Below are 14,650 nucleotides of genomic sequence, written 5' to 3' on the forward strand. Positions count from 1 at the left end.
CAGCCTTATAAATTTTGGAGGGAAGTATGAAAAAGGTAATTTTCGTTTTGCTTTCGGCGGTTTTATGCGCCGGTCTTTGGGCGCAAGCACCTAAAGCGGTCGGTACCGATTACGAACGAAAAGCGGTTCACTATATTGACGGTGAAACCAATTATGTAAACAGCGATGTTTTTTTTGAACTTAATTCCGTCGACCGTGAAACGGGTTTGGAAAATGTTCAGTTTGCATTGGATAATGCGGACTTTATGTTTTACGAAAACCCCTTTCAAATTTTGACTGAAGGTAAGCACGATATTTCTTACCGCGGGTTTGATAACAGCGCCAACCTTGAAGTTGCAAAAACGTTTTCGGTTATCGTGGATAACACGGCGCCCAAAACCATTCTTGAAACTGATAAACCGGTATATACAAACGGTTTAGTACAATACTGCTCGGCTCAAACCAAATGGTTTGTAACCGCTAAAGACAATGTATTGGGATCCGGAGTAGCGAGCGGTTATATCGGTTCCGATTTGTCGCGTCTTGACGCATACGGAAAATCGATGGATGGCGAAATGGCCTATTATACGCTTTCCGAAGAAGGTCCTGCAAACGTATATTATACGGCAATCGACAATGTCGGAAACCTTGCACCCATCCGCATGTATGCCGTTGTAGTAGACACAACTGCTCCGGTTGTCGCAATAGAAAACAATAACCGCTTAATCAATAAAGAAGGTGATTATACGGTATTCCCCAGCGAAAAACTGGTTGACGAAGAAGGCCGTATTATTGTTTCTACCAACGAAGCGGTTTCGTTTAGCGCAAAAGACGAGCTTTCCGGCGTTGACGCCATTTACATTAAAATCAACGACGGCGAATATACAAAATATGTTGAACCGATTGCTTTTAACACCGATACCGTTTACAACATCGAAGTAAAAGCTATCGATAACGTCGGAAACGTTTCCGAACCCGTACAGTATACTTTCTATGTAGATAAGATTAATCCGTCTTCCACGTTAAAAGTTATTGACCGAGCGGGAAATGCGCTTAAAGCTGTAGGAGCTGCAGACGATGAAGAAGCACAAATGGACAGTATGAGTACAATGAACACTATGAGCGACAGCTCAATGGATGGAACTTCTTCTTCTTCGATGGAGATGGACAATTCTTCCATGTCCGATAATACTGACGATACTGCAGTGCAAAACATTGCCCAATAAATGAAAAAAAACGGCTGAAAACACTTTGTTTTCAGCCGCCCCTATACCGGTTATACTGCAGTACAACCGGTATAACCGGTACAATGCCGGTTAAAACTTTAGGTTTTTATGTTTTAAATTTACCGACTTCCACAACAAGACCGTCTATGCTTTTTTTGTTTTTTACGGCAATTTCAAGCGATTCTTGTGCGGCGTCGTTTATTAAACCTGCTTGAACGGCTATGTCGTCCATGTTTTTTCTAAGCACGCGGGTTAATTCATCGAGCAAAGATGTTTCGGAAATAATTTTTTCGCCGCCGGCAAGCATTTCGTCGGAGCTGTGTTTTACTTCGTCGGTCAAATTGCTGACTTCTTTTATCATATTCCAAATGCTGGTACCGTTGCGCTCTTGGTCTTCCATAGCGTGAACGACGCTTTCGATGGATGTATTAACTTCGCCTAAACTGCCCGAAATAAAATTGAATTTTTCAACGGCGCTTCCTGCAAAGGCGGCAAGGGTTCCAATTTCATCTGTTATGTTTTTAAGCGTTACGGAAATCTTTTTACCTTGATGAGAAGATTCTTCTGCAAGTTTTCTGATTTCTGCAGCAACAACGGCAAAACCTTTGCCCGCTTCTCCTGCATGGGACGCTTCGATAGCGGCGTTCATTGCAAGTAGGTTTGTTTGACTTGCAATGTTTTCTATTACGGCACTCGTTTCGATTAAGTCACCGGAAGCTTCGGAAATCCGCTGAGAGATTTCGTTTGCTTTTGCAAGGGTTTCGCGCCCGTCGTCGGTAGCACTCGACAAATTGCGGATGGCGCTGCGGGTTTCGTTTATATTGCTGCCCACCGTTCCTATGCTAAGCGTCATTGTGTCGAAAGACGATGACGATTGCGCAATCATGGAGATTTGTTCTCCGATACGTTCATTTAAGAGGCGCACGGTGTTAATTATTTGCTCTATAGCCGAAGCTGTGCTCGAAACGCTTTGTTCTTGTTCGGTAAAACGTTCTTTTAATTCTTCGATTGAATTGGTAATTTTGCTTACGAATTCGCTTGCCGAAAGCATATTGCTTTCCAAGTCGGAGCCGACCATTTCCATGCCGCGCGAATCTTGTCCGACTTTTTGAATAGAGTTTCTCAATTTGGAAATCGTTTGATTAAAATAAGAAGACAATAAACTTGTTTCATCTTTGCCGCTTGCGGGAAGTTCAATTGTAAGATCGCCTTCCCCTTGCGCTATGTTTTTAAGCGCTTTTGTTACATGATTAATGGGCTTGGTAATATGTTTTGCTATAAAAAATCCGAAAACGGTAGCTACAATCAATTGTACTAATGCGATAACAATAAAGGTATTTACCAGCTTCGATATGTTTTGGGCGATAAATTCGGAAGCTGGTGCGCTTATAAGCAGCGTCCAGCCTGAGTAATTCATGGAAGCGGATGCTGCAATATGTTTTACCCCGTCTATATCGGCGCTATATACGGAAGGTTTGCGGCTGCCCAATGCTTTTTTTAAGTGAAGTGCAAACGGGGTTTTGTCGTTTCCGAGTATTTCGGTAAAAATACTTTTGTATAAAATTTCGGGGCGGCGGTTTCCCAATACGGTTCCTTCGCTGCTTATTAAATATGCCGTTCCCGTTTCTCCTACAATAATGTCGCTTATTAAATTCGACAAAGAATCGCCCAGCAAGCTAAGGCTTATGGCACCGACGATTTTTCCCTGCAAATCGCGGATGGGAATTGCCGCTGTGCACGTATATTTTGCTCCGGAAGCGGACAGTGCCGGTTCGGTTAGTACGTAGTTTCCTTTGAGCACTGATTTAAACCATTCGGCATTTGCAATATTTTCGGTTTTGTTGTCGGTGCGGTACAATATGCCGTTAAGCGAACAAATGCCGAAGTTAATCCAACCGCGCTGTTTTTGCATTTGAATTTCGTTTTTAAATAAAGCGATTTTATTTTTATATGAGATTTCGTTGTTTTGTATTTCGGGCATATTAGAAAAAGCTTCAAGTTTTCCGAAAATAGCGCCTGCTCGTTCGTTTAAAACTTTTGCCGAACTTGATGCCAATTCTTCAATAAAATATTCGCTGTTGTGCATAAGGGAGCGCGAAGCAAGGTATACCGAAGCTGCGCATAAAACACTTACAATCGTAAGAGCAAACAGGGCAAAGGCGGTTATCATTTTGTTTTTTATGGAAAACAACATAATGCTTTTATTTTCGGATGTTTTTTTGTTCATAATATATCCTTTTCGGTTTTATTCGGCAAAAGAAGTGTTTGCTTTGTTTACAAAGTTGTCAAGCACATCTTGAACATTTTTTCCCGCCAATGCGTCTTTTAAAGCTTGATTCCAATACGTGCGCATTTGCGAAAAACCTGCGATGTTGTTGTAGTATTGCCCGAAAAAGCGCTGCAGTACGGAATTGTACAATATTTCATTGTCTTGCGAATCGATTTTGATTTTTGATGTTGCAGGAAAAGCTCCGGTAGCTGCTACCAGTTTTTCCGCCCACACTTCATCGGTTGCGGCAAAATGCAAAAAACGTTTTGCCGCTTTTATTTTTATGCCGTCTTTGTTTTTAAAAATACAAGCGCCGCCTGCTAAAAACTCAAGGGAAGGAGAGCCCGAATCATTGGGGAACGGCATATAGATAGGGGTAAAATCTTTGCCCTTATACTTTCGCTTGCCGTCGTACATTTTATTAAGCTGCGGCGAATACAAAATAGTGTGAGCGGCTTTTGATTCTGCAAACCACGCTATTGCGTCGTTTGACGTAAGAGAGGTGCCGTCGAAAAGCAAACCGTTTTTTACCGCCCGTACCGTCCATTGCAGATTTTTTACCGCTTGCTCGGAGTTAAAAATATACTTTGAATAATCTTCGTTTATAAGGTTTGCGTTGCCGTATAGGTTTACTAAAAAAGCTCGCGTTCCCTGATCGCCGCCCGTATTTTTGCAGTAAAAAACGCCGGGCGTTTTGTCTTTCGGCAGTTTTTGTTTTAGAGCCGTTAACAGTTTTTCGTATTCGGCAACGCTCCAGCTGCGGTCCGAACGTTTATAGGGTAAAAGGTTTATAAGGTTTAAGTCTTCAAGCATTTCTTTGTTAAACGCCATAGAAAACGGACCTTCGTGCATGGGGTACATGTATGTGCGCCGGTCTTTTCCTGCCGACACCGCTAAAAGTCCGGTTGTTATATAAGGTTTTTCCGTTGCGAGTACGTCATCAAGCGGTTCAAGCAAACCTTGATTTGCCCATAGAATAATACGTCCGGGCGCATCGTAAATTATATCGGGCGTTTTGCCCGAACTTATGGCTTTTTCGATTTGTGCGGGACCGTCGGTAAAATTAAGGAGAGTAAAGTGTACTTTAATTGAAGGGTTTTCTTTTTCAAACGCTTCAATAAGGCTTTTTTCAAAATCGCCCGGTACTCCCGTTTCCGAAGTAAAATTGGGGAAACTCCAAAAATCGATTTGTGCTGAGATTTGATCGGCATTTTTATGTGTACACGCCGTGAATAAAATAAAAAGCATTGCCGTCAAAGACTTTGCAAACAAAGTGCAAAAGGTTTGTTTCATATCTTCATCCTGTTGATTCGATATTTTTCGTTTATTTTAACATATTTGATAAAAAGTGCCAATCGGGTGCACTGTAAAAAACAACCGCACTTGCGCGCTATCGGCGGGTGCGCTGCAGAGGAACAGCTGCGCCTGCGTGCTATTGTAGTATTTCGCGTACAATGTCGTGGCTGTTTTTTTTGTAGTATAAGCTGCCGTACAGCGCAGCTGCGCTCAGTATTTTTTGCCCGTATCCGCGGGTTTCGGGGTAGGGTAAAACTTCCAACAGTAAATCTTTGCTTAATTCGGTATACGAAGCTGTTTGGCGGCGGATTTTACTGATGCCGGTATTGTACGATACGAGGGCGAGCAGTACCGAACCGTTTGAACGGCGTATCAATTCTTGTAAATAAAAGATACCGAATTCCAAATTGGTGTGTGCGTCGAGTAAATCGTATTCGTTTTTTTTAAGCTTGCGGGCAATATCTGAAGCTGTTGAAGGCATTATTTGACTTAAGCCCTGAGCTCCGGCGCGCGAAACAACCGCTTGATCAAAAAAACTTTCGCTTCGTACCAGCGCATATACAAGGTATTCGCTTAATTCGTACTGTGTGCATAATTGTTGTACGCTTTCCCGATAAAAGCGCGGATACAAGTGCTTTAACTGTTCGTCCGAAAGGTTACGGTTTTGTTCGCGCGCAGTTGAAGCGATGCGCAGCGCTTGCGAATAATTGTTTTTATTTGCAAAAACATCGCTTATGCGCATAATTTGTTCGGTTTGAAAACCGTCTTTAAAGCGCATAAAAAAAGCGTATGCTTCTGCTGTATAATCGTTTTCTATGCAGCGCACAATCAGCTTTTCGGCTTCTTTGTAAACTGCTTTTTTGTCTTTTTGTCCTCCTGCGGAGTTTTGTCCTGCGCCGGCGCGTTGCTCGCTGCCATGTTGTCCGCCGCCGGAATCTTTCGGATTGTTTTGCCTGTCCGTGTTTTGCGTTTTCCCGCCTGTTCCTGCCGTATCCGTAAGTGCGCTGCCGCCGTCTGCCGCATCGGCGGAAACAGGCGTTTGACTTTGCCCGTAATCGGTGCTTTTAAAAAGGGCGGTATACATATCGGCAAAGGGTATGTTTAAACGTTCTGCGGCTAAAAAACGGTAATACAAACCGCCTGAAGTATTTTGGTATGCTTTTTTAAAAGCGCTTTCATACGCTGCTTTTGAAAAATTCTTTCCTAATAATCCCGTTTCTCCCAAGCGCCCGGCAATATAAGCGTATTGCGAAAGCGGCACGCCGGACAAATACGGTTGTAAAAACTCGTAAAGCGCATAATAGTTTTTCCAGTTTTTTTCTTTTAAAAGGTCGTGCGATACCGAATTAAGTAAATCGTCAAAATATGAGCCGTCGTGCCATTGCGGGGCGTATTCTTGCAGCGCATTTATAAACGCCCGTGTGGAAATTTTATACATACCGTTAAAATAAAACCACAACGCTTTATCGAATAATTGAGCATCGTTTGTATGTTCCATAGCGCTTTTTAACAATTGCGCAGCTTGTGCGCGGCAATGCTCTCCGCATTGTCCATATAAGCGTGCACTGTATAAACGGCAGTAAAAAGCGTGTTCGCTGTGTGTTTCATATATAGACGCCGCTTCGCTAAAAAGCAGGGCGTATTCTTTTTTTTCTTGAGACGACGCTGTTCCGTACAGCATTGCCGCGCCGATTTCCCGCAGCGCATTCGCAGATGTATTGCGCAAATTAAAAAAGCCGGCGGTGTTTTCACTGCCGTGTATGCTTTTGCCATGCTGTGTAGCGTCTTGCTCCGTAGTGCCGCCGTAAACTTTGCCAAAGCCGCCGCCGTTTACGTCAGTGTTTACGGATAAAGCTTCTTTATATACGTTCAGCGCTTTTGCGTAAGCGCGTTTGTACACGGCTGTGCGGAAACGGGCGATGAGCGCGGCATTTATGCAGTCGGCATTGTTTGTAAGCGGCTTTGTGTTTTTTTGTATAAACGAAGCGAACTCTTGGCTTTCGCAAAAGCGTACGTGCTCGTTTGTAAAATCGTTTTCGCACAGCCATTGCACTACGGCGGCGGCTTTTTGCGTATCGTTTGCGTCCGTGCACAACGAAGCGCCAAGCGTACAGCGGCGCACAAGCTGCGTGCTGCAAAGGGGTAAAGGGTTTAGTTTAAGAATAGCCTCGTATTCTTTGTTTTCGTATAACAGTTCAAATAAGCGTTCTTGAGCAAGAGCTGCGCTTAGCTGGCTGTCTTGGGCGGCGCTTTTATAAAAAAAACTTTGCGCTTTTGCCTTTTGTCCGTTTTTAAGCGCTTGTAAACCGTCAAAGTATGCGTCCGATTTAAAATCCGCTTTACGCGCCGCACAGGATATAACAAAGGCGAACAGCAGCAAAAGCGGAAAAAAAGGTTTTATACGCAACTCAGTTTACCGCGGAGGAATAATAATGTAAGTTCCCGCGATAATCAAATCGGGGTTTTTAATTTTGTTTTCCCGCGCGATTATCGGGTACAGCCACGGGTTGCGGTAGTACGTGTCGGATAAATCCCACAGTGTATCGCCCCATTTTATAAGGTAACGCACGGGTTCTTGTTTTGTTTCGGCTGCGGGAACCGTTTTTTCGGGAACAACTTGCTTTTCTTCTACAACCGTTTTTTCAACCGGCACAATCAAGTTTTCGTCCGGCTCCGCTTCCGTCATGTCTTCTTCTTTTATGCCCGGAGGCGTCATAGCGGGTTTTTCAACCGAAACTACGTTTTCTTCGGTCATCTGATTTTTTTCCGTCCACGGAAAAAAGAAGAAAATTCCAATTACTGCAAGAATGCATAAAATCGCACAAATAATGCATATAACCATAGGAATACGGCATTTTTTCTTTTTGCCGCTATAGTCTATTTTATCGGGTAAGTCTTGATCATACAAAGGTGGAACTTCCTCCTGCATAAATGAGGTATTTTCGTTTGCCGTATTAAAATCGGGAGTGCTCATGTCAAACGTATTTGTTTTGCCGAACGTATCCGTTTTAAAACCGGTATCTGCGGGCTCAGTATTTTTGTCTTGCATACTCATGTCCGAAGCAAGCGTTTGCGCTGCAGATGTGCTTTCCGTTTCGTCATCTTCGGCGTCAAAATCGGGCATATCCATATTCAGATTTTCCGTATCAAGACTGTCGAAATCGTCCAGTTTAAAATCGCCGTGATCGCTGTCTTGCTCCGTATCCGCTTCCGTTGTATCAGTGTTTTCGTGCATATCGGAAAGATCGGCGCCGCCCATCTCTTCGGTTTTATCAACCGCTTCGTCTGCACTGTCGAAGCGGTTTGTTTGTTCGACATCTTCCGGTAAATCCATATCGTCGGTCGAAATATCGGGCAACTCAAAATCGTTTTCGGCGCTTTCGGCAAGCGTTTCGCTATTTTGTTCAAGCGTCGTATCTTCAAATGCCGTATCGGGGGTGCCCAAGTCGTTTAAATCCAAATCGTCCAATTTAAAATCATCATCGTTTAAAGCCGGCATATCAACAGCTTCCGTACCGTTTGAATCGCCGGTTAAGTCGGTGCCCGTATTTTCTAAACTGCCGCCGTCCGTATCCGGCATATCTTGGGCGTCCATAACGGTAAAATCGGAATCCGATAGCAGTTGTGCTTCCGACAGCGTTACCAGCGACACTTGCGTATCGGACTTTTTTCCGGTTTCCGGATCCAGCACTTCGGCGGTCAGCATATCGTTTTCGTCGAGCTTGATGTTAAGCTTTATAGTCGGTTCTTGTTTGGGATGAGGGATGAGGTTTTCGATGAGCAGCGTGTCTACGTATTCCGGTTCTTCTGCGCTGTCGGCTTCTTTTTTGTATAAGTGTACTTTAACGGTTGTTTGATCGTCGCGTACGGTCGTCAGTTCGATTTTTTTATTGTCCGGTTTGCCTTCTTGCAAAAGCGGGTAAAAAGAACCGTCGGCTTGTTTTATTCCGATAATTTTATTGCTCATACAATACCTCTGTTTAATCGTAGTACGCTTGGACAATCTTGTCAATGCTTAAAAGGGCTGCTTTTTGAATAAGACCTATTTTTTTAAAAATAACGCTGAAATCTCAAAAATCAGTTTCTTGACACTTAGCTCAATCACAGTCATAATGATAATATGGATTCGTTATTTTCCATATTAATGGGGATTGCGGCAGCATGCGCCGTTACAACAGTTATACTTATCATCGCTTCCGCAAAAAAAACGGGAAAAGGCGGTAAAAAGCCGCAAAGCCGGAATTCGATTATCCGTACTGCGGAAAGAAAACTGGCTCAAGATCCCCGTGCTCCGTCGGCTCTTTTACCGCTGAGCGATTTATACTTTAAAGAACGCGACTGGGCAAAGGCATACCCCCTATATGCTACTCTTACGGAAATTGCCCCCAAACGTCCGGAAATCGATATATTTCAAGTTACTTTGCGCTGGGGTATATGCGCCGTAAAATTAAAAAAAGTGCAAGAAGCTGCACAAGCGCTTTCTTCTGCGCGCCGTAAAGATCCGGATAATTTTGAAGTGAATTTTTATTTGGGACAGGTTTTTTATCTTAACAAAGAATACGATAAGGCCGTGCCTTTTTTTAAAAAAGCTTTGTCGGTCGGCGGTGAAGTGCCCGAAGTTTTTGAATATATCGGTCTTTCTCTGCACCGCGGTCATTTGTACCGTGAAGCGTTGCCGTACCTTAAACGGGCTTTGGACGTAAATCCCGAAAACCGGGAGCTGTTGTTTTCTTTAGCCGAAGCGATGAATGCGTCAAGCATGTCCGACCGTGCGCTTAAAATTTTTGTGCACTTACGCCCCGATCCGGAATACGGCGCGCGCTCTTGTCTCTTTGCGGGAAGTATACATGCCTTTCAAAATCAAGACGATAAAGCTATACAGGATTACGAAATAGGCTTAAAACACGAAGAAGCCGCGCTCGATGTGCTGACGCAAATACGGTACAACTTAGCACAAATTTATTTGCACGGCGGGGATATGGGTCGGGCTTTGGAATTGCTGCATACGATTCAAGCGACATCACCGGGGTATAAAGACGTTCAAATCCTTATCGGCCGCTATCAAGAATTAAATCAAAACAATACGCTTAGAACATATTTAATGTCTGCCAACAGCGATTTTATTGCGCTGTGCCGGAAAATCGTTTCCGTTTTTTATACACGGGCAAGTGTAAAGATTATTGCCATAGAAGCAAAGCCCGATGTTGCCGAAATTCAAACGGAAATAGAAACGGCAAAATGGGAAGATTCGGTTGTGTTCCGTTTTTACCGCAGCACCGGTTCTGTGGGTGAATTGTATGTGCGGGATTTTCACGGTCGTTTGCGCGATTTAAAAGCCGGGCGCGGTATTTGCATAACGGCAGGCTCTTTTTCAGCCGATGCGACTAAATATGTTGAAGGCAGACCGATCGATTTGGTTGATAAAGCGAATTTGCTTAAGATTTTTACAAAATTGGGAAAGCGGGCGTAAACTATCCGAGAATAATTTTGCGCTTTGGCGTTTAGTTTGGAACTTTTTGGACTTGCGCCGGTACAATCACCAAATGACGTTCGCGGTTTTCTAAAAACGGAACCGAAAGCGGCTGTACGTCGTACGCGTGCGCTGCAGGTAAAACGCCGCACATTTCTTCTTCTATACTTTTCCGCTTTGCTTTATACGCGGCTAAAAAACCGTCGTTTTTTAAAATACGCAGCAAAAAACGCAGCGTTTTTTTGTCCAAAGGACGAAACGCGCGGAAAACGGCTATGTCGAATTGTGCGTTTTCAAGGCGTTCGAGCTGCGTGTTGACGATGCGTACGTTTTTTAAGCCGAGTACGGCGGCGCAGTTTTCCAAAAACACACAGCGCTTGCTCATGCGCTCCACCAGCACAAAGTTGGTGTCGCTCATAGCGAGGGCAAGCGGAATGCCGGGAAGTCCCGCTCCCGATCCGATGTCGGCAACGGTAAAATCGTTTGTTTTAGCTGCGTTTTTATCGACTGTGCGTTCGCATCTTATTTTTTCTTTTAATTCGCGCAGCTTACCGACTGCAGCAAGGCAGTCAAAGATGTGGAGCGCTCGCTCGTGTTCAGTTTTTGCCGCCGTTAAATCGTAGACAGAGTTAAATAGCTGCAGTTCGCCGTCGTAGATTTTTAGTTTTTTTGCAAGCTCTTGAGCATCTTCTTTGCAAAAAAAGCCCAAGCGGATAAGACCGTCGCACAATATGGACGGCTTTGCAGCCGCCGGAGCGTTTGTTTGTATAAGCGTATTCACCTCATTGCCGCCGTTTTAAAATCCACACTCAACAAAAGGTCCACAGCAAAATCTTGCGAGTTTGTATGTAAGCTTACCAAATTTCCCGTGCGCGATGCGGTTAAAAGCGGTATTTGCGAAAGGCGGTACAGCGCAGACTGGCGGTTTTCTTCGTTTTGGCGCACCGTTACGGCGACATTAAAAATACTGCGGTTTACCGCTTTAAACAATATATAAAAAGTTTCGCTGTGCTCTTTACCCATAGTGCGGTACGTTCTGTCGCCGGTAAATAAAAAGCTTCCGTCGTCTTCGGCTTCTGAAACGAATACGGCGGTGCACGTTTGTAAAATATTGTATGTACCGGAGTTAAATCGCAGTACGCGGGCATTTTGTTTGATAGGTGCGGTTTTTGTGTTTGTTCGGCTTGCTTCGGATGTTCCCGTTTGAACATTTTCCGCGTTTGTTTTTTTTACAGCGGCTAAAATTGCATCGAGTTTTTCGATTACGGTATTTAAAAGAACTGCCGTTTGCATTTGTCCGCTTTGACTGTTTTGTCCGTTTTGCACAGAGTTTGTTAAAAGATTGCTGCCGCTTTGTTCCGTTACGGAAGGCAGTATGCCTTGGGGCAGCAAAGAAGAAAGTAAATTTAAATCGGAAGCGGTTAAAGCAGCGGACGTTTGTACTGCCGCACCGCTTTGCACCGCATTTGACGACGCGTTTGTTTTGGATTTTTTTTGAAAACGGCTCGGCTGTGTTCGGTTTGCTTGAGCCGGGTTTACCGTTAATTCCGGCGGTTCAATAAAAGGAGCCGTAGGCGCTTCAGGTGCGCTCGGCGCCGTTATAACAGGAGCACTGACGGGCGTTTGCTGCGCATACAAAAATGAACCCGCATAGGCCGCATATAAGAGAACGGTGCAAAGCGGTGCGGAAAAGCAAAGTTTTTTACAAAGCTGCAAGGTTTTCCTCCACCAGCTTTAAGCGCTCTTCAAGTTTTCCTATCGTTTTTTCAAGCCGGACTTTTTCTTTTTCCAAGCGGGTTTTAACATCCGTGTCGTCCGGCTTTTTTTTCATTAATGCGCGCACCGAATCGGGACTGTGCCCTGCAAGCAAATTTTCCTGCGCTAAAGAACGTTTTTCTTGACTGCCGGCAGCTCCGATTATTTTCATATTTTCATAACCGACTGCAGGATTTATATCAAGCGAGCCGACCCGGGCGATGCTGCGCGCCGCTTGGCGCGGAATTTTGAGGCAGCGGTCTATGTAGTCTTCGTAACGTATATGAGCTGCCGTGCACAATTCGTGCGCTTTTGCCAAAAGTTTTCCGAACTCCTGCATAAGAACGCCGTTTTTTTCCAAATAATTTTTGCGGATATTTTCGGTTAATTCTGCAAGTTCCGGCGAGTTTTCCAAACCGATAACGTACAAGCCTTTTTGTTCGGCAATTTCCAAAAGAGAATGAAACTTTGCCCAAAAAGCGTTTGAATGTGCTTTTGCATAGCAGCCGCCTGTCCGTATGGGACCTGTGCCGGCAATCGATTTTTCGTTTAAAAGGTGGTGCGTGTATTCGTGAATTGCCGTATATATAAGCTGGTTATCCGTCTTAAAATTTCTATTGTGCAAAATAATTTCGCGCTCTTCGATTTTATACAAACCGTTTACCCGTTTGCTTTCTTTTCCGCTAAAAATAACGCTGAATTCCAATTCCGTGTTTTCCAGCGACAACAGCATGTCTTTTACTTGATCTTGGTTCACAATACCCCCAATGCTTGCAATATAATAACCGTTGCCGCCGTGCACGCCGTTTCGGTACGCAGTACGCGCTCTCCCATTGAGCACAGTGTAAATCCCTTTTGCTTAAAAAGGTTGCGCTCTCGTTCGCTCCATCCGCGCTCGCTTCCGATTGCCGCCGTAATACGTATGCCGCTTTGCCGAGCGCTGCAGTTTTGCACAGCCTTTGTTCCGCTCGGTGCGGCATCCTCTCTGTATTTTTTATCTTTAAGCTTTTGCGATAAAAATGTGCTTAGCGACATTTGCGGCTGTGCGTTATCCAAACAAACAAAAATATCTTTGTTTGAGCCGAGTGCACTTAAACATTTTTCCGTACTCGGATACACGGTACAAAAAGGAACATGAGCGCTTTTTGCTTGAACGCTTCCTTCTTTTAATGCCGCGTATACGGCTCCCCGTTCCATAAGTTTTGAGCTCATATACGATTTTTCACCTAATTCCGTACCCGTTAAAAAAATGCGGGACACTCCCAAAGAAGAAACGTCGCGCAGCAGCCGTTTAAGTTGAATGGGACGGGGAAAACCTATAATCAAATCGACAGGAAAGGGTTTTTGCCCCTCGGTTTTTTCGGTAAAAGTAAAGTACAAGCCCGTTTTATCTATAGCGGTAATCAGCGCCGTACCTGCAGTTTTGTTTTCAATTCCCGCTTCAAAACTGTCGCCTGTTTTTTTTTTCAAAATGTCGCAAATATGGCGGGTACGCGTATCCGCTGCAGGTAAAAATCCGTTTTCTTTTTCCGAAAAAAGGACGATATTCATAACCGTGCTCAGTATACCCGCCCGGACACTCTTGTGCAAGAGAAAAAAACGGATGGAAAAGAACGATTACCGGGAAAAAAACGATTGACGAACCGCTAAAAAAAAGTATATCATCAGTAAAAATATTTCGTTACTTTTAGTAGGAGAAAAAGTGAAAAATGTATACAAAACCCGTCTTTACCGGGTTCTTTTAAACGTTGTGTTCGGTTTGGCGGCGGCTTTGCTTATCGGCTTTATCGCTTCAATATGGCTGCATGTTCTTGTACTGCAGGTTTTAATATGTGCGGCAGTTTTTGCCTTTTATGTTTGGACCGTTATTATAGGCAATATGATTGTAATAGAAACCGACGGCACTACGTTAACCGTAAAAAAAGGTAAAAAAACTACCGAATATCCGCTGGAAACTACTGCAATCAGGGCAAAAACGGTTACTTCAAGCGGCGATACCGAGTGTACGCTGTATCTTACCCGGCAGGGAGAAAACGAAGAAATCGTAGATTGCGAGCTTATCGGAATCGGTCAATTTGAACAACTTTTAAGCGATTTAGGAGTCGGCGGTGCCGACAGTGTCACCAAACTGACTACCGAAAATTCAAATAAATAAACAGCTGTAACACAGGGGGTATGTATGGACAGCGCTCTTACCAATGCAAACAATATCGGTCACATTTATTATTTTATTATTATTCCGATCGCAGCAATTCTTTATATTGCATATATGATTTTTAGGCTAAAAGGCGACCGGCAACGCAAAAAAGAATGGCTTGAAAAAAATCCTAATGCATCAAAGATTTATATCGGTACAAAAAACGCAATGCTGAAAACGGTTATAGGCGCAGGCGGCATAACGGTTATATCGATTGACGGCGAAAAACCCATTTTCTTTACCGAAGGTTTAAGAACCGGTTTTTATGCCGCGCCCGGAATGCATACGGTCGAATCTTCTTTTAGCAAAACGCGCCCCGGCTTTTTTTATCGCAGTGTGACCACAACATACCGTCCGAGCAAGCAGGAAATCAGCGTAGACGCGTCAAGAACATATAACTATTTATTCGACACAACAAACGAAACATACCGCTTTGAAGAAACAACCGAATAGTACGG

Annotated in this window: 11 protein-coding genes and 2 pseudogenes; 4 read left to right on the forward strand and 9 right to left on the reverse strand. The window is 44.0% G+C overall.

The annotated features are described in order from the left end of the window. Window positions 1–26 precede the first annotated feature (26 nt). Window positions 27–1,205 carry an OmpL47-type beta-barrel domain-containing protein gene (locus HMPREF9193_RS03685; protein ID WP_021686726.1) on the forward strand — a complete coding sequence of 393 codons (1,179 nt, stop codon included), beginning with the start codon at window positions 27–29 and terminating at the stop codon, window positions 1,203–1,205. Window positions 1,206–1,311: 106 nt separating this feature from the next. On the opposite strand, the gene HMPREF9193_RS03690 is transcribed toward HMPREF9193_RS03685, so the two are convergent. The 5 genes and pseudogenes from HMPREF9193_RS03690 to HMPREF9193_RS11540 form a co-directional block, all read right to left on the reverse strand. After that, complete coding sequence (locus HMPREF9193_RS03690; RefSeq protein ID WP_021686727.1) at window positions 1,312–3,432, reverse strand: methyl-accepting chemotaxis protein; 2,121 nt, start codon at window positions 3,430–3,432, stop codon at window positions 1,312–1,314. Window positions 3,433–3,450: 18 nt separating this feature from the next. Beyond that, the gene (locus HMPREF9193_RS03695; protein WP_021686728.1) at window positions 3,451–4,767 is read right to left on the reverse strand and encodes an ABC transporter substrate-binding protein; all 1,317 of its coding nucleotides are present in this window, start codon (window positions 4,765–4,767) and stop codon (window positions 3,451–3,453) included. Window positions 4,768–4,906: 139 nt separating this feature from the next. Continuing rightward, complete coding sequence (locus HMPREF9193_RS03700) at window positions 4,907–7,177, reverse strand: flagellar assembly lytic transglycosylase (protein ID WP_021686729.1); 2,271 nt, start codon at window positions 7,175–7,177, stop codon at window positions 4,907–4,909. 6 nt (window positions 7,178–7,183) lie between these two features. Continuing rightward, window positions 7,184–7,342: pseudogene (locus tag HMPREF9193_RS11535) on the reverse strand (LysM peptidoglycan-binding domain-containing protein); the annotation flags it as partial. 1,077 nt (window positions 7,343–8,419) lie between these two features. Continuing rightward, window positions 8,420–8,737: pseudogene (locus tag HMPREF9193_RS11540) on the reverse strand (Hsp70 family protein); the annotation flags it as partial. A 153-nt stretch (window positions 8,738–8,890) separates the two neighbouring features. Between HMPREF9193_RS11540 and HMPREF9193_RS03710 the strand changes: the two are divergent. Then, entirely contained in the window at window positions 8,891–10,240 is a 1,350-nt protein-coding gene (locus HMPREF9193_RS03710; protein WP_040847459.1) for a tetratricopeptide repeat protein, read from the forward strand. A 31-nt stretch (window positions 10,241–10,271) separates the two neighbouring features. Here the strand turns inward: HMPREF9193_RS03710 and rsmG are convergent, their stop codons facing one another. From rsmG to HMPREF9193_RS03730, 4 genes are all read right to left on the reverse strand, one after another. Continuing rightward, a complete protein-coding gene (gene rsmG, locus HMPREF9193_RS03715; protein WP_021686732.1) occupies window positions 10,272–11,021 on the reverse strand; it encodes a 16S rRNA (guanine(527)-N(7))-methyltransferase RsmG in 750 nt (249 codons plus the stop codon). After that, window positions 11,018–11,878, reverse strand: coding sequence for a hypothetical protein (locus HMPREF9193_RS03720; RefSeq protein WP_211227769.1), 861 nt, complete (start codon window positions 11,876–11,878; stop codon window positions 11,018–11,020). Before HMPREF9193_RS03720 ends, rsmG begins: the two co-directional genes overlap by 4 nt. Before the next feature lie 64 nt (window positions 11,879–11,942). Further along, entirely contained in the window at window positions 11,943–12,752 is an 810-nt protein-coding gene (locus HMPREF9193_RS03725) for a hypothetical protein (protein ID WP_021686734.1), read from the reverse strand. Further along, complete coding sequence (locus HMPREF9193_RS03730) at window positions 12,749–13,546, reverse strand: 16S rRNA (uracil(1498)-N(3))-methyltransferase (RefSeq protein ID WP_021686735.1); 798 nt, start codon at window positions 13,544–13,546, stop codon at window positions 12,749–12,751. The genes HMPREF9193_RS03725 and HMPREF9193_RS03730 overlap by 4 nt, the downstream gene beginning before the upstream one ends. 151 nt (window positions 13,547–13,697) lie before the next feature. Between HMPREF9193_RS03730 and HMPREF9193_RS03735 the strand changes: the two genes are divergently transcribed. Then, window positions 13,698–14,150, forward strand: coding sequence for a magnesium transporter (locus tag HMPREF9193_RS03735; protein WP_021686736.1), 453 nt, complete (start codon window positions 13,698–13,700; stop codon window positions 14,148–14,150). A gap of 24 nt (window positions 14,151–14,174) precedes the next feature. Further along, a complete protein-coding gene (locus tag HMPREF9193_RS03740) occupies window positions 14,175–14,645 on the forward strand; it encodes a hypothetical protein (RefSeq protein ID WP_021686737.1) in 471 nt (156 codons plus the stop codon). Window positions 14,646–14,650 lie beyond the last annotated feature (5 nt).

This window comes from Treponema lecithinolyticum ATCC 700332 (genome assembly GCA_000468055.1).
Lineage (GTDB): Bacteria > Spirochaetota > Spirochaetia > Treponematales > Treponemataceae > Treponema_C > Treponema_C lecithinolyticum.